Origin of the sequence: Photobacterium sp. NCIMB 13483 (assembly GCF_003025475.1) — a bacterium.
Classification (GTDB): domain Bacteria; phylum Pseudomonadota; class Gammaproteobacteria; order Enterobacterales; family Vibrionaceae; genus Photobacterium; species Photobacterium piscicola.
Window position 1 is genome coordinate 97,411 of the sequence record NZ_PYLV01000003.1, and the last position, 23,728, is coordinate 121,138.

The following is a 23,728-nucleotide window of genomic DNA, read 5'->3' on the forward strand; positions in this document are numbered from 1 at the left end:
AAAAGCAGCTAATTAAAGCTGCTTTTTCAAGTTAATTAGTCGTTAATTATTATTATCGACATGAAACGCATTATGGTTAAATAAGGATGACACAATATCAGCAGAAGATGCACCATCAGCTAAACCTAAGTCATTCTGTGGGTTAATATTTTCTAACACTATGTGTTGTGATTTACCGTCAAGGCTACTTACTTCAAGATTAACATTGCCTTTATTGTCTACATCAGCACTCACATGACTTAATAGATCATCCATCTTTAAACTAGCATTTTCATCATCAGTCAGTAAATCATGAATATTGATTTGATCTTTATCTAATTCAAAATCAGCAATGGTATCAGTATTTGCTACAGTAGAAAGCGACGTTTCATGCCATGTAAATACATCATCACCATGTCCACCCGTTAAAATATCGTTACCTTGCCCTGCAACTAGAATATCATTACCATCAAAACCAAATAATGATTCACCTTGATTATCAGCAGTTAAGGTATTGGCCTGTTGATTACCAAAATTATCGCTCAATTCAAGATTGCCGCTATTAAGTAACGAACCTAATTTATCTTCATTAGACATACTAGTTGCATTGTTACCAAAGAGATCATTATGGCTAATACCATTCAATATGATGTTTTGCACTACTTGATGTTGGTCATCAAAAATCTGAATTTCAGTATTGCCCTGTTGCTCAATAATATTCAACCGATTATTGAGATCATCCAAAGATTGAATATTTTGACTATCGAGCGCATCACCAAGGTTAATCGTATCAATACCGACTTCAAAATCCATTACAGTGTCAGTTACTGGCGCATTAACTGTACCAAAATCAGCTTCAGACCATAAGAAAGTATCTTTAACACCATCGCCATGGCCATCAAGATCGCCTCCCCACAGAATATCATCACCTCGGCCGCCAACTAAAATATCAGACGCTAAACCACCCACAAGAATATCATTGCCGTCACCACCAAACAGCGTGGCTTGTGCTGTGCTATCAATCACTAAGTTAGCTTGATTCGACGCACTATTCTGACCAATGATATTATTGGTTGCACTTAGGTCATCAACCACGACATCAATATTAACTGCTGGTGATATTGCTTGAGAACCATCAGATTCAGTCGATACTGCAGCAATACTGATAGTGTGTGTGCCTTGGGTAAGATCTTTAATATAAACATCATTCAGATCTTGCGCAGTAATTTGCCAATCACCATTGCCTAAATTGGTACCAATAACATTGCCAGCTTTATCAACAACCTGAGCTGAGCCTAAATCACTAAGTTTGATAGTCAGTGTTTCAGAAGCATCAGCTGCCGCTGCAGCAATTAAACCAATCAAAGGCAACATTGTCCCTAATGAGCTTTGAATGGCTGCTGTTTGAATATGATCAACACTTAAACTTAATGATGGCGTATCTGCTTTGGGCGTTACCGTAATATTCACTTTATTTGTGGTGGATAAACTACCACCAGTTCCAGTATTACCACCGTCTGCTGTCGTAATAGTCAGTTCATCATTACCACTAAAGTTTTCAGTGGCGGTATAACTTACACCGCTGTCAAGCACAACATTAATGTCCGCCATTGAGCCTTTTAGTACTACATTACCGCTACCATCATCAATAACTTCAACGCCATTTCCTGCTGGTAAAGAAATCGATAATGATCCATGATTCACAGCTAAAGTAACTGACATTGCTTTATTGCCGGCAAGCTCATTAAAGTCTGTATCTGTCACTTTAAGCCCATCTACAACCGTCGCAGTATCTTCACTCGCCATGATAGTCGTTGGTACTTCATTAACTGGTGCATCGTTTACCGCTGCAACAGTAATATCAACTGTACTCACATCCGTTAATGTACCACCACTGCCAACATTACCGTTATCCGACGTTGTCATTGTTAGCTGATCGCTGCCATTAAAGTTTTCATCACCACTGTATTCAATACCACTGTTTAACAAGGTATTAATCTTATCAATATCACCACTTATCACGAGTTTGCCATCACCATTATCAGTAATTGTTAACCCTTGAGTATCTGCAGCAATGATTGACAACTGCCCATGCTCAACATTGAGTTCAACCGTCATCTGACCTGAAGTGCCACTCTCTTTAGCATCAACATCGGCAATGCTTAATCCAGTAATAATATGGCTACTATCTTCATTTACATCAAATGGTGCAGGTACGGTATTTATTGGTGCATCGTTAACAGGTGTTACTGTGATATCAACAGTACTCACATCTGTTAATGTACCGCCGCTACCCACGTTACCGTTATCCGACGTTGTCATAGTTAACTGATCGCTACCATTGAAATTTTCATCGCCAGTGTATTTAACACCGCCATCCAACAAGGTATTAATCTTATCAATATCACCACTTATCACGAGCTTGCCATCACCATTATCGGTAATGATTAACCCTTGAGTATCTGCAGCAATGATTGACAACTGCCCATGCTCGACATTGAGTTCAACCGTCATTTGGCCTGAAGTGCCACTCTCTTTAGCATCTACATCGGCAATGCTTAATCCAGTAATAATATGGTTGTCATCTTCATTAACATCAAATGGTGCTGGTACAGTGTTAATTGGGGCGTCGTTAACTGGTGTTACTGTGATATCAATACTATCGGTGTCTGTTAATGCACCACCTGCGCCTGAATTACCATTATCGTTAGTCGTCATGGTAAGACTATCAGTACCATTAAAATCTTTGTCACCAGTATAGTTAATACCTTGATCTAATAGCTGGTTAATTAAAGTTAAATCACCATTAATAACCAACTTACCGTCGCCAGTATCAGTAATCGTTAGGCCAGATGTATCAACTCCTGCAGCAATAGCAAGTTGTCCATGTTCAACACTTAACGTAACGGTCATGTCCATAATGGCACCATGATCATTACTATCAACATCAGTAATTTGAAGGTCTTTAATGACTAAAGTTGCATCTTCATCAACCGTTAATGGTTCTGATGGCAGATGGTTTACTGGAGCATCATTATCTGGCGTAACTTCTACATGAATAATTTTATCAACAGCAACACTATCCGTACCAACAACGCCATTATCCACCGCACGGATATCTAGATTTAAGTCGCCATTCCAAATATTGCCATCAATAACTGTTTGATTATTGGCGTCGCCTGGATGGAAAATTAAGGTATCAAGATCAGATCCCGTTACTTTAATAATCCATGAGCCATCTGGTTGCTTTTCAGCACTACCAGCAACGCCATCAGGAAGAGTAAATGAACTTGAATCTGGCACATTAGTAATAGTGATTTGTAATGATTCGGCACCATTTTCATGTACATTTGCCTCTGGGTTATTAATTGTTTTTTGATCGTCGTAAGCTTTAATGCCCAAATCAAGCGTAATTGGACTATTTTCGTCACCGCTTGCATTTGGATCAACATCAGTATCCACTTTATCGGCGACTGGATTAACCTCAATTGTGATCGTTTCACGATTTTCCGCGGGTTTATCTAATGAAGCCTCTTGTGAATAGACCACAATATCAATATCAACTTTACCGCTGAAATCATGTGGTGGTCGTACTTTAATATCACTTAAATCAAAACTTTCACCTGATGCTGTAATTGTCCATACACCACCACCATTATTTACGGCACCTTCAATAATGAAGCCATCAGGCACATTTTCTAATTTCATCGAAACAATATGCTCTGATCCATCGACATCTTCTAAAGAACCACTAATTCCTGCAAGTGAAATAGCGGTATCTTCATCACCAACAATCGGTGTATCAATACCCTGCCATTTAATTTCATCATTCACAGCAATAACATCAAAACTGACCGTACTATCAAATGATTTCGTATCAGTTACTGTTGCACCGGTTGTTTGATCATAAATAGCCGTATCAATTACAGTCGTACTAACATTAATATCAACTTTACCGCTAAGATCTAATGCTGGCTTAAAATGAATATTATCAAGCTGACTTTGATCTACCGTAATTGATGTGCCCAACACGTTACCATCAGCATCAATAAACACGCCATCACCAGTATTTGCTAATGTCAGTGTTACTGACTGTATCGTTTCTTTACCGTCAGTTTCAGATGTATCGGTATCTTTTAAACTCATCGAAAGATCGAGTTTAATATCGCCATCTTCGTAAGCAATATTATCGTATACCTGCTCTTGCTTATCATCTGATGTCGAGATCGGCTGCTTATCGGCGTTTAAGCCATCAGTTTCTACAACTGTAATTGCTACATCTTTAGGACCATCAACTTGTGGTGCAACTTGCACAGCAATAGTGTCATTCTTGGTTATGTAATCGCCACTATCGGTATCTGTTGTGACATATTTAACATTAAACTTAAAATCACCAGCATAGTCTGTTGGTAAATTTAATTTGATACTTGATAAATCAACTGAACCATCAGCACCTACCGCTACTTTTAATACATACTCACCAGTAACATGGTTAAATTCAGCGCCAGAAATTGATGCCCCCGCAGGTAAATCATTAGCATTAATCACTAATGTAAATTCATCATGTACCTGATCACCATCTGCCGTGCTCACCTTAACGATGTGATCCATCATTTGCTGGCCGAGGTCGATAGAATGATCTTCATCACCCGTTACGATATAGTTTTCATCAACAATAATATCCGCTGCTTTTTCATCATGATTTTCAGTATTAGCACTAAAATCAAGTGTGATTGTACCTTTCTCGTCAACTTTACTACTGACATCACCGTCATCACTCATATCTTGAACAAGCGCATTGATATTCAAGACTAATTTATCGTTATAACCTTCTGGTGCAATAATTTTCAACCCACTTAAAGCTGATTGCGGCACAGTCCAGCTACCATCACCATTATTAATACCACCAATGATCACAAATCCTTCAGGAATAGGATCTAATACGATTTGAGTGATCACTTCAGAACTTGAAGTATCATTATTTTCCCACGCAATCTTACCGTCAGAATCCGCATCGTCTGATAAATCAATAACACCATTTGTACCAGACGCAATTGTTGTAACAAATGTACCATTGTCATCAACAGCAATATTACCATCAGGCTCAACAACTGCTTTTATATCAATATCTAACGTACCAGTAACTTGTTTTGTCACCGTTTCTTTATCGCCATCAACATCAGTTTGAGATACGGTAACCATCGAGGTTAATTGAATATCTTGATCTGAATTATGAGGTGCAGTTACCGTAAGCTTACCGCCATCCAGTAATGTTTGTAATTGTTGCGGCGTAAGTTCAACATTACCTGTTCCACCATTCGCTAATAGTGTTCCATCAATAAATAGTTGATAACCAGCAGGTAAACCGCTTAAAACTAACCCTGTAATATGCTCTTGAGTATCAGAAAGAGAAGGCTGCCAGTTAACGTTTGTTGCTTCATCTTCTAGCCCTTTAGATACAGTTGTATAATCAGCAGCATCAATTTCAGGGGTGATATGAATAACCAATTCACTGTTAAACTCAGCACTCGCACCATCATTTTCAGTCACAACAGTACGGACATCTAAGCTGATATCTTCAGTACTGTTCTGTGGTGGCTTAATCACAATATTAGTTAAAGAATCGAGGTTTACTTGATAAATTGGCTGGCCGTTAATATCCTCTCCAGCATAAACCAATGTCTGTAGATTACCCTCAGCATCAAAAATTTCAGTCCCTTCTGGAATGCCTGAAATAATTACACTAAGCGTTTCAGATCCATCGGTATTACCATCAGCATTAGTATGCTCACCAGAAACGACTTTAAAATCAAATTTAGCTTCGCCATCTTCTTTAATTGTAGTTTGTAAACCATCACGACCATCATCCAATGGCGTCCAGTCTGGGTTTTCAGATACAATTTCAGGCTGATCAACCACCCCAGTCAACGCAACATCAATTGTTTGAGGGCCAATCACTTTTTCACTGGTTTCAGTTGTTATATTGCCATTTTCATCTGTGACTTGTGCGACATCACGTACTACCCCATTAACAGTAATACTGAAATCAACATTACTATCTAACGGTGGCTGAAGTGATAAGCCATTCAAATCTTGATATGCAATTTCATATACCCCATCAGCATTTGGCGTCAATAGCTGATCGTTAACATACAGCACAGCGCCTTCTGGTAAAGCTGATATCTGTAAGAATAAATGCTCAGAATTATCAGTATTATCGTCAAGTGAGACCAAACTAATATGGCTTGATAAGTCAATCCGTTGATCTTCATTGGCTTCTACTCGCGTTACTTTAAGCACACCATCATCAGCATCAGGATTAACATTAATAACAACTGTTTTTTCAGCCGAATCAGCAAATTGATGTCCATCAACAAAGTTACTCTTTTCTTTACTTTGCGCTTGAATAGTTAACTTAATATCACCACTAAAGTTATCGACTGGATTTACTTCAACCGCAGCCATCTGATTTACAGTTACTTTATAGATACCAGAGCCTGGTGAAGTCTCTGTTAATAACTGTCCTCCTATTTCTAAGGTACATTTATCTTGATATTCAACAGGAACGGTAATGAAATAAAATAGCTTTTCTGAACCATCCATGTCTTGTAAATCAGCCACAACATCAAGCAGAACGTTATTCTGATCTTCAGTGGTTACATAATGATCAACCGAACTTGCATTCCAAACAGGTGTATCAGCAATCCCTTGAACGTTAATAGAAAATTCGCCATTCATTACCGGATGATTGCCACCATCAGTAGTATTAATTTGTGCTGTTACATCAAATTTTATTCCAGCGGCAGAAGTTGAATAGTCAGCATCAGGAACAAAAGTTACACCTTGTAAGGTAAACTTCACATCTGGTGGGTTGGTATCATCAACCGTAAAGGCATTAGGTGGTAAGGTAACGCTACCATCACTATTAACAGTAAGTGGTTGTCCGTTATACATAAACACACCATGTGCTTGTGCTTGCGGTTGAATAGTTACCGTACCAACATGTTCACCACGATCGTTATCTCCACCATCAATGGTCATATTGATTGCAATACCACTCCGGCTTGGATCAACATTATCGGTTGGATCTGTAGAGTGACGCCCATCGTCTTCTTCACCGATGCTATTCTCAGTATGAAGAATAGTATCTTGATCTGATAATTCGATAGTGATGGTACCTTGAGCTGTATCACCATCTCCATCTGTCACTTCAAAGCCAATTTGTTTAATAATTTCTTCTTGGCTATGAGTAAGATCAGCACTTGATCTAAAGATTGTTTGACCGTCAGGCTTTATAAATAACTGGCCTAGTAATTGATTACCATCATAAACATCAAATTCATGGTATCCGTCATGACTCAAGTTATCATCACTCAACGCAATTTTGTCACCATTAATAGTGACAGAAGTAACTTGGGCTCCATCTGCGCCAGTTTGATCAATAACATAACCATAATTGGTGTCACTGATATGATCTGCCGTACTTTCTACTGCAATTAAAACTACATTTTCAACAGTCGGAATATCATCTTTAATTGTGACATCAATATTAACACTCGCGCTCAGGTCACCATCGTTATCAATAACATAAACAGGTATTTCAATGGTTAATTGATCTTCACCTTGGGTTGGGTGATCGATGGTGCCATGCAACTGGAAGATATAACGGCCTGTTGGTAGCAAGTAATAAGTAAACACAACATTACCATTAGCAATACCTTGATAAGTACCTTCACTTGATTGTGATAACGTTATCTTATTTCCATTTGAGGTTATGTCATTTTGTTGATTAAAAGAGTTAACATCAACTTTATAAGTTGAAATATAGTCACTGCCTGAATCAACAATAATATCGCCAAAAGCAGACTCACCATCACCCGAAGGGGTCGAACCAGAAGCTAAATCACTTTCCTCAACCGTTAATGCAGGTGCGGCAGTGATCTCTGGGCCAGCGCCATCTTCAATAGTAATTTGAGCATTAACATCATGAGTAAGTAGGTCACCATCAGTATCTTTAACTTGAACTGGAACATCGATAACGATCTTATCACCATCAACATTTACCCACCCACCATTATCACTACCATTATGATCAAGCGGAGAATGTTGAGTAATAGATACCTTAATATCAGCATCATGACCGTTTGCCGCTTGTATCGCAGTCACTGTAACGGTAAGCACAATTTGACCATTAGCAGTACCTGTTAAAACACCGCTAGCATGATCATAAACAAAGCTTACTGGCGCACTATCTGCCGTTAGCTCTGACTGTAGTTCATTAATCAATGATGTAAGTTTACTGTTATCTATGGTTGCTGTTGTTGGATCAAGTCGGTCAACCCCTGCCGTTACGACAATATCAACATCACCTGAAACTGGGTACCCTTGCTGATCAGCAGTTGGCGTTAAATCACCTTCAGTAATAGTAATTGAGCCAGTCTCACCACCTGTAGCATTTTCACCATCATGAATATTGATCGTGATTTGGCCTGGCTTACTAACATCACCATCATGATCTTGCGCATAGACGTCTAGCTTGATGATTTCATTGTCAGCAACCGCGTCATCAACTTGATCTATCGGTTGTTGTTGGGTAACCGTATAGTGGCCGTCAATATCAATACTCACTTCCATCACAATCTGAGACGGATCACTTTGCAGTACAACAATCACACTTGTACCGTCAGCACTTACATGATAAATCGTGACATGACCATTACTGGTTAAACCATTTAATGATACTTGTTCACTTCCAAAATAAACTTTTTCTATTTGGTCGCTTCCAGTATCAACATTAATTGAGCCAGAGCCTGTTGCCTGACCTGATGTACCTTCATCTAAGGTTGCTGAAGTATCTTGTCCAAATGACGGTTTTTGACCATCTTTAATTGTAATGTTTACATCAACAGGTTTTTCTAACGCATCACCATCAGTATCCTGCATTTGAACAGGCACATTAATAGTAATCTTACCGCCTCTAACATCAACAAATGTACCATTCGCGAGTAAGTGATCTAACGGTAATGATTGTTGAATGGTCGTATCAACACTGACATCACCATTTGCTAATGATGATGGTGTCATCGTAATCAATACCGCCTCATGCCCACCTGTTGCGGTTACACCCGTTATGGTAATGACGCCATTCGCTCCAATCTCAACATTAAAACTTAACGTTTCACCATCTGATGTAAGGCCATTTAATTCGGTTAACAATGTCGACTTAACACTATCAGTAATTGTTAACGAATTAGCGACTAAGGCATCATCAGTTGCATCAACAGTGAATTGTCCGGAGCCAACAACAGGGTAATCTTTTCCTGGGCGAGGGTTTTCTAAATCCCCTTCTGTAATAGTAATATTGGCTTGAACGCCTTCACCTGTTGGGTTTAGACCATCCTTAATATGGATCGCTAATTGACCCGTATTGCTAATATCACCATCATCATCAGTTGCAACAACACTAAGCTCAATATTGACACTGTCACCTGCTGCATTATTTTGTTCAATAGGTTGATGTTGTTCAACGATATAATGGCCATCATTACCAATAGTAATAGTCAGTACCGCTTCACCATCATTAGTACCACCATCAATGACGACATGAATTTCGTTACCATCAACAACATAACGAGTGGCCTGATTATTCGATAGAATGCCATCTAGTGATGGTTGAGATATCTGAAAATCAATATGAGCGATATTATCAGAGCCAACATCAAGCGCTATTTTACCATTGGCTGTTGTCCCTGTTTCGGTTTCGACAATAGTGGTACCGCTATCAATACCAAATTCTGGGTTTGCACCGTCTTTAATCGTGATATCAACATTGGCAGGCTTTTGTAACCAGTCGCCATCAGTATCTTGCGCCTGAATAGGTACATCAATGGTGATCTGATCGTTGATGCTATCAACTAAACCTTGGTTGCCATTATCTACATGATTCAACGGTTTTTCTTGAGTGATAGTCACTTTTACATCGATATCGTGACCATTCGCCGCTTGTACCGCATCCAATGACACCGTCATAACTGACTCACCTGCGGCAGTGCTACCAATTAATACGCCTGTTGCAGCATCATAATGGAAGCTGATCGCTTCATTATTGCCCGTGGTTAACTCTGATTCTAATTCGCCAATTAACGTGGTTAATTGTTTTGGATCGATGGTTACTTTACTTGGATCTAAACGGTCAGCACCCGCTTCAATCACAATCGTCGTGTTACCCGAGACTGGATAGCCTTGTTCGCTACCTTGTGGGGTTAAATCACCTTCAGTAATGGCGATGTCACCGTGCTCATTACCACCCGCGTCTGCGCCATCGGTAATATCAATCACCACTTGACCGTTAGTGGTATCGCCATCGTTATCAGTGGCCGTCACACCCAAGTTCAGATTAACAACATCATTCGCTGATTGATCAATCGGGCCTGTGACTTCAACGGTGTACGAACCATCCGTTGCGATAGTCACCACCATTACTGGCTTATTATCACTATCAACAACAGTAAGAACATTACCTGAAACCGTAAATATTGTTGCTTCACCGTTACTAGTGATTGTATTTACACTCGGTTGGTCGGCATTGAAATCAATGTGATGGATAGCATCAGAGCCAATATCAAGCGGCACATCGCCATGGATGAGTTGCCCTTGTTGAGTCGTTTCATCAATGGTGGTGCCGCTATCGGTACCAAATTCTGGGTTAGCGCCGTCTTTAATCGTGATATCAACATTGGCAGGCTTTTGTAACCAGTCGCCATCAGTGTCTTGCGCCTGAATCGGCACATCAATGGTGATCTGATCGTTGATACTATCAACTAAACCTTGGTTGTCATTATCTACATGGTTCAACGGTTTTTCTTGAGTGATAGTCACTTTTACATCGATATCGTGACCATTCGCCGCTTGTACCGCATCCAATGACACCGTCACAACAGGCTCACCTGCCGCCGTGTTACCGATTAATACGCCCGTTGCAGCGTCATAATGGAAACTTATTGCTTCATTATTGCCCGTGGTTAACTCTGATTCTAATTCGCTAATTAACGTGGTTAATTGTTTTGGATCGATGGTTACTTTACTTGGATCTAAACGGTCAGCACCCGCTTCAATCACAATCGTCGTGTTACCCGAGACTGGATAGCCTTGTTCGCTACCTTGTGGGGTTAAATCACCTTCAGTAATGGTGATGTCACCGTACTCATTACCTCCCGCGTCTGCGCCATCGGTAATATCAATCACCACTTGACCGTTAGTGGTATCACCATCGTTATCAGTGGCCGTCACACCCAAGTTCAGATTAACAACATCATTCGCTGATTGATCAATCGGGCCTGTGACTTCAACGGTGTACGAACCATCCGTTGCGATAGTCACCACAATTACTGGCTTATTATCACTATCAACAACAGTAAGAACATTACCTGAAACCGTAAATGTTGTTGCTTCACCGTTACTGGTGATTGTATTTACACTCGGTTGGTCGGCATTGAAATCAATGTGGTGAATAGCATCAGAGCCAATATCAAGCGGCACATCGCCATGGATGAGTTGCCCTTGTTGAGTCGTTTCATCAATGGTGGTGCCGCTATCGGTACCAAATTCTGGGTTAGCGCCATCCTTGATAGTGATATCAACATTGGCAGGCTTTTGTAACCAGTCGCCATCAGTGTCTTGCGCCTGAATCGGCACATCAATGGTGATCTGATCGTTGATGCTATCAACTAAACCTTGGTTGCCATTATCTACATGATTTAATGGTTTTTCTTGAATGATGGTCACTTTCACATCGATATCGTGACCATTCGCTGCTTGTACCGCATCCAACGACACCGTCACAACCGGCTCACCTGTCACCGTGTTACCGATTAATACGCCCGTTGCAGCATCATAATGGAAGCTGATCGCTTCATGATTGTCCGTGGTTAACTCGGATTCTAATTCGCTAATTAACGTGGTTAATTGTTTTGGATCGATGGTCACTTTACTTGGGTCAAGACGATCTACCCCCGCCTCAATCACAACCGTCGTGTTCCCCGAAACAGGATAGCCTTGCTCACCAGTTTGAGGGGTTAAATCGCCTTCAGTAATGGTGATGTCACCGTGCTCATTACCCCCCGCGTCAGCGCCATCGGTAATATCAATCACCACTTGATCGTTGGTGGTATCACCATCGTTATCGGTCGCCGTCACGCCTAGGTTAATGTTGGCAATATCAGCATCGTTTTGATCAATCGGGCCTGTGACTTCAACGGTGTACGAACCATCCGTTCCGATAGTCACCACCATCACTGGCTTATTATCACTATCAATAACAGTCAGAACATTACCTGAAACCGTAAATGTTGTTGCTTCACCGTTACTGGTGATTGTATTTAAACTCGGTTGGTCAGCATTAAAATCAATGTGATGGATAGCATCAGAGCCAACATCAAGCGGCACATCGCCATGGATGACTTGCCCTTGTTGAGTCGTTTCATCAATGGTGGTGCCACTATCGGTACCAAATTCTGGGTTAGCACCATCCTTGATAGTGATATCAACATTGGCAGGCTTTTGTAACCAATCGCCATCAGTGTCTTGCGCTTGAATAGGTACATCAATGGTGATCTGATCGTTAATGCTATCCACTAAACCATCCACACCACTGTCGGTGTGATTTAATGATTTTTCTTGAGTGATGGTCACTTTTACATCGATATCATGACCATTCACCGCTTGCACCGCATCCAATGACACCGTCACAACTGGCTCATCTGCCGCAGTGCTACCGATTAATACACCTGTTGCAGCGTCATAATGGAAGCTGATCGCTTCATTATTACCCGTGGTTAACTCTGACTCTAATTCGCTAATTAACGTGGTTAATTGTTTTGGATCGATGGTCACTTTACTTGGATCAAGACGGTCAGCCCCCGCTTCAATCACTACTGTCGTAGAGCCTGAAACCGGATAGCCTTGTTCGCTGCCTTGTGGGGTTAAATCACCTTCAGTGATGGTGATGTCACCGTGTTCATTACCCCCCGCGTCTGCGCCATCGGTAATATCAATCACCACTTGACCGTTAGTGGTATCGCCGTCGTTATCGGTGGCCGTCACACCCAAGTTCAGATTAACAACATCACTCGTTGATTGATCAATCGGGCCAGTGACTTCAACGGTGTACGAACCATCCGTTGCGATAGTCACCACCATCACTGGCTTATTATTACTATCAACAACCGTTAGTACGTTGCCATTCACGCTGAAGCTCGTCGCCTCACCGTTACTAGTCATACCTTGAAGACTTGGTTGGTCGGCATTGAAATCAATGTGTTGAATAGCATCAGAGCCAACATCAAGCGGCACATCGCCATGGATGACTTGCCCTTGCTGAGTCGTTTCATCAATAGTGGTGCCGCTATCGGTACCAAATTCTGGGTTGGCGCCATCCTTGATAGTGATATCAACATTGGCAGGATTTTGTAACCAGTCGCCATCAGTATCTTGCGCCTGAATCGGCACATCAATGGTGATCTGATCGTTGGTGCTATCGACTAAACCATCCACACCACTGTCGGTATGATTTAATGGTTTTTCTTGAGTGATGGTCACTTTGACATCGATATCATGACCATTAGCCGCTTGTACCGCATCCAATGATACCGTCACAACTGGCTCTCCTGCGGCAGTGCTACCGATTAATACGCCTGTTGCAGCATCATAATGGAAGCTGATCGCTTCATTATTACCCGTGGTTAACTCGGATTCTAATTCGCTAATTAATGTGGTTAATTGTTTTGGATCGATAGTGACCTTGGTGGGATCTAAACGGTCAGCCCCGGCTTCAATTACTACTGTCGTAGAGCCTGAAACAGGATAGCCTTGCTCACCAGTTTGAGGGGTTAAATCGCCTTCAGTAATGGTGATGTCACCGTGCTCATTACCCCCCGCATCTGCGCCATCGGTGATATCAATCACCACTTGACTGTTGGTGGTATCGCCATCGTTATCAGTGGCCGTCACACCCAAGTTCAGATTAACAACATCACTCGCTGATTGATCAATCGGGCCTGTGACTTCAACGGTGTACGAACCATCCGTTGCGATAGTCACCACCATCACTGGCTTATTATCACTATCAACAACAGTCAGAACATTACCTGAAACTGTAAATGTTGTTACCTCACCATTACTGGTGATTATATTTAAACTCGGCTGATCGGCATTAAAATCAATGTGGTGAATAGCATCAGAGCCAACATCAAGCGGCACATCGCCATGAATAACTTGCCCTTGTTGAGTAGTTTCATCAATGGTGATGCCGCTATCGGTACCAAATTCTGGGTTTGCACCGTCTTTAATCGTGATATCAACATTGGCAGGCTTTTGTAACCAATCACCATCAGTGTCTTGCGCCTGAATCGGCACATCAATGGTGATCTGATCGTTAATGCTATCGACTAAACCATCCACACCACTGTCGGTATGATTTAATGGTTTTTCTTGAGTGATAGTCACTTTTACATCGATATCGTGACCATTAGCTGCTTGTACCGCATCCAATGATACCGTTACAACCAGCTCACCTACCGCCGTGCTACCAATTAATACGCCTGTTGCAGCATCATAATGAAAGGTAATTGCTTCATTATTGCCCGTGGTTAACTCTGATTCTAATTCGCTAATTAACGTGGTTAATTGTTTTGGATCGATGGTTACTTTACTTGGATCTAAACGGTCAGCACCCGCTTCAATCACAACCGTAGTGTTACCCGAGACTGGATAGCCTTGTTCGCTACCTTGTGGGGTTAAATCACCTTCAGTAATGGTGATTTCACCGTGCTCATTACCACCAGCGTCTTCGCCATCGGTAATATCAATCACCACTTGACCGTTAGTGGTATCACCATCGTTATCAGTGGCCGTCACACCCAAGTTCAGATTAACAACATCACTCGCTGATTGATCTATCGGGCCTGTGACTTCAACGGTGTACGAACCATCTATTGCGATAGTCACCACCATCACCGGTTTATTATCACTATCAACAACCATTAATACGTTGCCATTCACGCTAAAGCTTGTCACCTCACCGTTACTAGTAATACCTTGAAGACTTGGTTGGTCGGCATTGAAATCAATGTGGTGAATAGCATCGGAGCCAACATCAAGTGGCACATCACCTGTAATAACCTGACCATTTTGGGTGGTTTCATCAATGCGGGTACCCGTATCAGTACCAAATTCGGGGTTAGCGCCATCCTTGATAGTGATATCAACATTGGCAGGCTTTTGTAACCAATCGCCATCAGTGTCTTGCGCCTGAATAGGTACATCAATGGTGATCTGATCATTAACGCTATCAACTAAACCTTGGTTGCCATTATCTACATGGTTCAACGGTTTTTCTTGAGTGAGGGTCACTTTTACATCGATATCGTGACCATTAGCTGCTTGTACCGCATCCAATGACACCGTCACAACTGGCTCACCCGTTGCGGTACTACCAATTAATACGCCTGTTGCAGCATCATAATGAAAGCTAATTGCTTCATTATTGCCCGTGGTTAACTCTAATTCTAATTCGCTAATTAACGTGGTTAATTGTTTTGGATCGATGGTCACTTTACTTGGGTCAAGACGGTCTGCACCCGCCTCAATCACAACCGTCGTGTTCCCCGAAACAGGATAGCCTTGTTCGCTACCTTGTGGGGTTAAATCACCTTCAGTAATGGTGATTTCACCGTGCTCATTACCACCCGCGTCTGCGCCATCGGTAATATCAATCACCACTTGACCGTTGGTGGTATCACCATCGTTATCAGTGGCTGTCACACCCAAGTTCAGATTAACAACATCACTCGCTGATTGATCTATCGGGCCTGTGACTTCAACGGTGTACGAACCATCTATTGCGATAGTCACCACCATCACAGGTTTATTATCACTATCAACAACAGTCAGAACATTACCTGAAACTGTAAATGTTGTTACCTCACCATTACTGGTGATTATATTTAAACTCGGCTGATCGGCATTAAAATCAATGTGGTGAATAGCATCAGAGCCAACATCAAGCGGCACATCGCCATGAATAACTTGCCCTTGTTGAGTAGTTTCATCAATGGTGATGCCGCTATCGGTACCAAATTCTGGGTTTGCACCGTCTTTAATCGTGATATCAACATTGGCAGGCTTTTGTAACCAATCACCATCAGTGTCTTGCGCCTGAATCGGCACATCAATGGTGATCTGATCGTTAATGCTATCGACTAAACCATCCACACCACTGTCGGTGTGATTTAATGGTTTTTCTTGAATGATGGTCACTTTTACATCGATATCGTGACCATTAGCTGCTTGTACCGCATCCAATGACACCGTCACAACTGGCTCACCCCTTGCGGTACTGCCAATTAATACGCCTGTTGCAGCATCATAATGGAAGCTGATCGCTTCATTATTGCCCGTGGTTAACTCTGATTCTAATTCGCTAATTAACGTGGTTAATTGTTTTGGATCGATAGTCACTTTACTTGGATCAAGACGGTCTGCACCCGCCTCAATCACAACCGTCGTATCACCTGAAACCGGATAGCCTTGTTCGCTACCTTGTGGGGTTAAATCACCTTCAGTAATGGCGATTTCACCGTGCTCATTACCACCCGCGTCTGCGCCATCGGTAATATCAATCACCACTTGACCGTTAGTGGTATCGCCATCGTTATCAGTGGCCGTCACACCCAAGTTCAGATTAACAACATCATTCGCTGATTGATCAATCGGGCCTGTGACTTCAACGGTGTACGAACCATCCGTTGCGATAGTCACCACCATTACTGGCTTATTATCACTATCAACAACAGTAAGAACATTACCTGAAACCGTAAATGTTGTTGTTTCACCGTTACTGGTGATTGTATTTACACTCGGTTGGTCGGCATTGAAATCAATGTGGTGAATAGCATCAGAGCCAATATCAAGCGGCACATCGCCATGGATGAGTTGCCCTTGTTGAGTCGTTTCATCAATGGTGGTGCCGCTATCGGTACCAAATTCTGGGTTTGCACCGTCTTTAATCGTGATATCAACATTGGCAGGCTTTTGTAACCAATCACCATCAGTGTCTTGCGCCTGAATCGGCACATCAATGGTGATCTGATCGTTAATGCTATCGACTAAACCATCCACACCACTGTCGGTATGATTTAATGGTTTTTCTTGAGTGATAGTCACTTTTACATCGATATCGTGACCATTAGCTGCTTGTACCGCATCCAATGATACCGTTACAACCAGCTCACCTACCGCCGTGCTACCAATTAATACGCCTGTTGCAGCATCATAATGAAAGCTAATTGCTTCATTATTGCCCGTGGTTAACTCTGATTCTAATTCGCTAATTAACGTGGTTAATTGTTTTGGATCGATGGTTACTTTACTTGGATCTAAACGGTCAGCACCCGCTTCAATCACAACCGTAGTGTTACCCGAGACTGGATAGCCTTGTTCGCTACCTTGTGGGGTTAAATCACCTTCAGTAATGGTGATTTCACCGTGCTCATTACCACCCGCGTCTTCGCCATCGGTAATATCAATCACCACTTGACCGTTAGTGGTATCACCATCGTTATCAGTGGCCGTCACACCCAAGTTCAGATTAACAACATCACTCGCTGATTGATCTATCGGGCCTGTGACTTCAACGGTGTACGAACCATCTATTGCGATAGTCACCACCATCACAGGTTTATTATCACTATCAATAACAGTCAGAACATTACCTGAAACTGTAAATGTTGTTGCCTCACCATTACTGGTGATTGTATTTAAACTCGGCTGATCGGCATTAAAATCAATGTGCTGAATAGCATCAGAACCAACATCGAGTGGCACATCGCCATGGATGAGTTGCCCTTGTTGAGTCGTTTCATCAATGGTAGTGCCGCTATCGGTACCAAATTCTGGGTTTGCACCGTCTTTAATCGTGATATCAACATTGGCAGGCTTTTGTAACCAATCGCCATCAGTGTCTTGCGCCTGAATCGGCACATCAATGGTGATCTGATCATTAACGCTATCGACTAAACCATCCACACCACTGTCGGTGTGATTTAATGGTTTTTCTTGAATGATGGTCACTTTTACATCGATATCGTGACCATTCGCCGCTTGTACCGCATCCAATGATACCGTTACAACCAGCTCACCTGCCGCCGTGCTACCAATTAATACGCCTGTTGCAGCATCATAATGAAAGCTAATTGCTTCATTATTGCCCGTGGTTAACTCTGATTCTAATTCGCTAATTAACGTGGTTAATTGTTTTGGATCGATAGTGACCTTGGTGGGATCTAAACGGTCAGCCCCGGCTTCAATTACTACTGTCGTAGAGCCTAAAACAGGATAACCTTGCTCACCTGTTTGAGGGGTTAAATCGCCTTCAGTAATGGTGATTTCACCGTGCTCATTACCACCCGCGTCAGCGCCATCGGTAATATCAATCACCACTTGACCGTTGGTGGTATCGCCATCGTTATCGGTGGCCATTACACCCAAATTCAGATTAACAACATCATTTGTTGATTGATCTATCGGGCCTGTGACTTCAACGGTGTACGAACCATCTATTGCGATAGTCACCACCATCACAGGTTTATTATCACTATCAACAACAGTCAGAACATTACCTGAAACTGTAAATGTTGTTGCTTCACCGTTACTGGTGATTGTATTTAAACTCGGCTGATTGGCATTAAAATCAATGTGGTGAATAGCATCAGAGCCAACATCAAGTGGCACATCGCCATGAATAACTTGCCCTTGTTGAGTAGTTTCATCAATGGTGATGCCGCTATCGGTACCAAATTCTGGGTTAACACCATCCTTGATAGTAATATCAACATTGGCAGGCTTTTGTAGCCAGTCACCATCAGTGTCTTGCACTTGAATAGGTACATCAATGGTGATCTGATCGTTAATGCTATCCACTAAACCATCCACACCACTGTCGGTATGATTTAATGATTTTTCTTGAGTGATGGTCACTTTTACATCGATATCATGGCCATTAGCCGCTTGTACCGCATCCAATGATACCGTCACAACCGGCTCACCTGCGGCAGTGCTACCAATTAATGCGCCTGTTGCAGCATCATAATGGAAGCTGATCGCTTCATTATTGCCCGTGGTTAACTCTGATTCTAATTCGCTAATTAACGTGGTTAATTGTTTTGGATCGATGGTTACTTTACTTGGATCTAAACGGTCTGCACCCGCCTCAATCACAACCGTCGTGTTACCCGAGACTGGATAGCCTTGTTCGCTGCCTTGTGGGGTTAAATCACCTTCAGTAATGGTGATGTCACCGTGCTCATTACCACCCGCGTCAGCGCCATCGGTAATATCAATCACCACTTGACCGTTAGTGGTATCACCATCGTTATCAGTGGCCGTCACACCCAAGTTCAGATTAACAACATCACTCGCTGATTGATCAATCGAGCCTGTGACTTCAACAGTGTACGAACCATCCGTTGCGATAGTCACCACCATCACTGGCTTATTATCACTATCAACAACCGTTAATACGTTGCCATTCACGCTGAAACTCGTCGCCTCACCGTTACTAGTAATACCTTGAAGACTTGGTTGGTCGGCATTGAAATCAATGTGGTGAATAGCATCAGAGCCAATATCAAGCGGCACATCGCCATGGATGACTTGCCCTTGTTGAGTCGTTTCATCAATGGTAGTGCCACTATCGGTACCAAATTCGGGGTTGACGCCATCCTTGATAGTAATATCGACATTGGCCGGCTTTTGTAACCAATCGCCATCAGTATCTTGCGCCTGAATAGGTACATCAATGGTGATCTGATCGTTGATGCTATCGACTAAACCTTGGTTGCCATTATCTACATGGTTCAACGGTTTTTCTTGAGTGATAGTCACTTTTACATCGATATCGTGACCATTCGCCGCTTGTACCGCATCCAATGACACCGTCACAACTGGCTCACCCGTTGCGGTACTACCAATTAATGCGCCTGTTGCAGCATCATAATGGAAGCTGATCGCTTCATTATTGCCAGTGGTAAGCTCTGACTCTAATTCGCCAATTAATTGCGTTAATTGTTTTGGATCGATGGTTACTTTACTTGGATCAAGACGGTCAGCTCCGGCTTCAATTACTACTGTTGTAGAGCCTGAAACAGGATAACCTTGCTCACCAGTTTGAGGGGTTAAATCACCTTCAGTGATGATGATGTCACCGTGCTCATTACCACCCGCGTCAGCGCCATCGGTAATATCAATCACCACTTGACCGTTAGTGGTATCGCCATCGTTATCGGTGGCTGTCACACCCAAGTTCAGATTAACAACATCACTCGCTGATTGATCTATCGGGCCTGTGACTTCAACGGTGTACGAACCATCTATTGCGATAGTCACCACCATCACCGATTTATTATCACTATCAACAACCATTAATACGTTGCCATTTACGCTAAAGCTTGTCGCCTCACCGTTACTAGTAATACCTTGAAGACTTGGTTGGTCGGCATTGAAATCAATGTGGTGAATAGCATCGGAGCCAACATCAAGAGGCACATTGCCATGGATGAGTTGCCCTTGTTGAGTCGTTTCATCAATGGTAGTGCCGCTATCGGTACCAAATTCGGGGTTGACGCCATCCTTGATAGTAATATCGACATTGGCCGGCTTTTGTAACCAATCGCCATCAGTGTCTTGCGCCTGAATAGGTACATCAATGGTGATCTGATCATTAACGCTATCAACTAAACCTTGGTTGCCATTATCTACATGGTTCAACGGTTTTTCTTGAGTGATAGTCACTTTTACATCGATATCGTGACCATTCGCCGCTTGTACCGCATCCAATGATACCGTCACAACTGGCTCACCCATTGCGGTACTGCCAATTAATGCGCCTGTTGCAGCATCATAATGGAAGCTGATCGCTTCATTATTGCCAGTGGTAAGCTCTGACTCTAATTCGCCAATTAATTGCGTTAATTGTTTTGGATCGATGGTTACTTTACTTGGATCAAGACGGTCAGCTCCGGCTTCAATTACTACTGTTGTAGAGCCTGAAACAGGATAACCTTGCTCACCTGTTTGAGGGGTTAAATCACCTTCAGTGATGGTGATGTCACCGTGCTCATTACCACCCGCGTCTGCGCCATCGGTAATATCAATCACCACTTGACCGTTAGTGGTATCGCCATCATTATCAGTGGCTGTCACACCCAAGTTCAGATTAACAACATCACTCGCTGACTGATCTATCGGGCCTGTGACTTCAACGGTGTACGAACCATCTATTGCGATAGTCACCACCATCACCGATTTATTATCACTATCAACAACCATTAATACGTTGCCATTTACGCTAAAGCTTGTCGCCTCACCGTTACTAGTAATACCTTGAAGACTTGGTTGGTCGGCATTGAAATCAATGTGGTGAATAGCATCGGAGCCAACATCAAGCGGCACATCGCCATGGATGAGTTGCCCTTGTTGAGTCGTTTCATCAATGGTGGTGCCGCTATCGGTACCAAATTCGGGGTTGACGCCATCCTTGATAGTGATATCAACATTGGCAGGCTTTTGTAACCAATCGCCATCAGTGTCTTGCGCCTGAATCGGCACATCAATGGTGATCTGATCGTTAATGCTATCGACTAAACCATCCACACCACTGTCGGTGTGATTTAATGGTTTTTCTTGAATGATGGTCACTTTTACATCGATATCGTGACCATTCGCCGCTTGTACCGCATCCAATGATACCGTTACAACCTGCTCACCTGCCGCCGTGCTACCAATTAATACGCCTGTTGCAGCATCATAATGAAAGCTAATTGCTTCATTATTGCCCGTGGTTAACTCTGATTCTAATTCGCTAATTAACGTGGTTAATTGTTTTGGATCGATGGTTACTTTACTTGGATCAAGACGGTCTGCACCCGCCTCAATCACAACCGTAGTGTTACCCGATACTGGATAGCCTTGTTCGCTGCCTTGTGGGGTTAAATCACCTTCAGTAATGGTGATGTCACCGTGCTCATTACCACCCGCGTCTGCGCCATCGGTAATATCAATCACCACTTGACCGTTAGTGGTATCGCCATCGTTATCGGTGGCCGTCACACCCAAGTTCAGATTAACAACATCACTCGCTGATTGATCAATCGAGCCTGTGACTTCAACAGTGTACGAACCATCCGTTGCGATAGTCACCACCATCACTGGCTTATTATCACTATCAACAACCGTTAATACGTTGCCATTCACGCTGAAACTCGTCGCCTCACCGTTACTAGTAATACCTTGAAGACTTGGTTGGTCGGCATTGAAATCAATGTGGTGAATAGCATCAGAGCCAATATCAAGCGGCACATCGCCATGGATGACTTGCCCTTGTTGAGTCGTTTCATCAATGGTAGTGCCACTATCGGTACCAAATTCTGGGTTGGTACCATCCTTGATAGTGATATCAACATTAATAGATTTATCAAGTAGGTTGCCATTTGAATCTGTCCCCTGAATCGATACATCAACTGTAACAATATCACCGTCATGTGAGACCAACCCACTGCCATTACCTCCAACATGATCAATCGGTTGATTAATCGTTGTCGTAATATTAACGCTGACATCTCGCCCATTTTCAGAAGTGGCATTCAAAGTAATTGACATTACGGTTTCGCCATTAAGCGTACCAATAATTGAATTTGATTGAGTGTCATAAATAAAACTAACCGCTTCACCACCAGCCGTAATTTCATTATTAAGTTCAGAAAGTAGAGAATTAATAGTAAGAGGGTCAAAAATAAAAGAAGCAGTATCAAGAGGAAGAGTTGCTGCTTCAACAGCAATAGATATTGAGGTCTGAACAGGGTACCCTTGTTCGCCTGCTAATGGAGACAAATCACCCTCCACAACAGTCATCACACCAACTTCACCGCCATCAGCCGCTAAAATAGCATTTGGATCGATAGCTTGGATATTACGCTGAGGATCATACGCTGTATCAAAACCAGCTTTAGCTAATACAGCATCATTATCGTAATTGATTGTAATAAAGCTGGAGGTTGCTGATGAACCATTTAATCCCACATTACCAGCGGCACTCTCGTTACCCGCAGCTGGTGCTTCAAACAATTCTGTCGGATCTTGCCCTGCTAAAATAGCATTTTGTAATGCTGTAATATCATCAACAGAAAATGATGTACCTTCTTTCGCCTCTCCATTAAAAGTTAGACTATTATCTAATTCAACGGTTTCAACACCCTTTGGCGTTAATACAGTGCAACTAGGGCAAGGAAAGTTAACAACTTGTTCTATACCATCTTTAATTAAAATAAATTTGGCGTCACGATTGGTGACAATAACTTCATTGGCTTGAAGAGTATGTGAATCAACAATAGGGATAGGCTGTTGATTTGGCTGAAGAACAAAACCGCCTCCATCAATAAGTTTAAACTCTTCAACTTTATTATTATCATTTTTAGTCATGAAAACGCCCAACCTTTAGAATTCCTGATGGCATAACAATCAAACTGCATAATTTGAAATCAACATTAATATGTTTAAATTATCGTTAATTATTCATATAACTAAAGCAATCATACAGTTATTGTATACTTGGACATAAAAAACAACTTTACGTCAATACTTTGGCAGCTTATCATTAGTCTTAATTATAAACAAACAACACGTTAACATATAGATATTA

At 42.2% G+C, this 23,728-nt stretch carries 1 protein-coding gene; it reads right to left on the reverse strand.

Features of this window, described 5'->3' with window-relative positions; genetic code table 11:
• Positions 1–42: 42 nt before the first annotated feature.
• Complete coding sequence (locus C9I86_RS20010; RefSeq protein WP_158258915.1) at positions 43–23,508, reverse strand: retention module-containing protein; 23,466 nt, start codon at positions 23,506–23,508, stop codon at positions 43–45.
• Positions 23,509–23,728 lie beyond the last annotated feature (220 nt).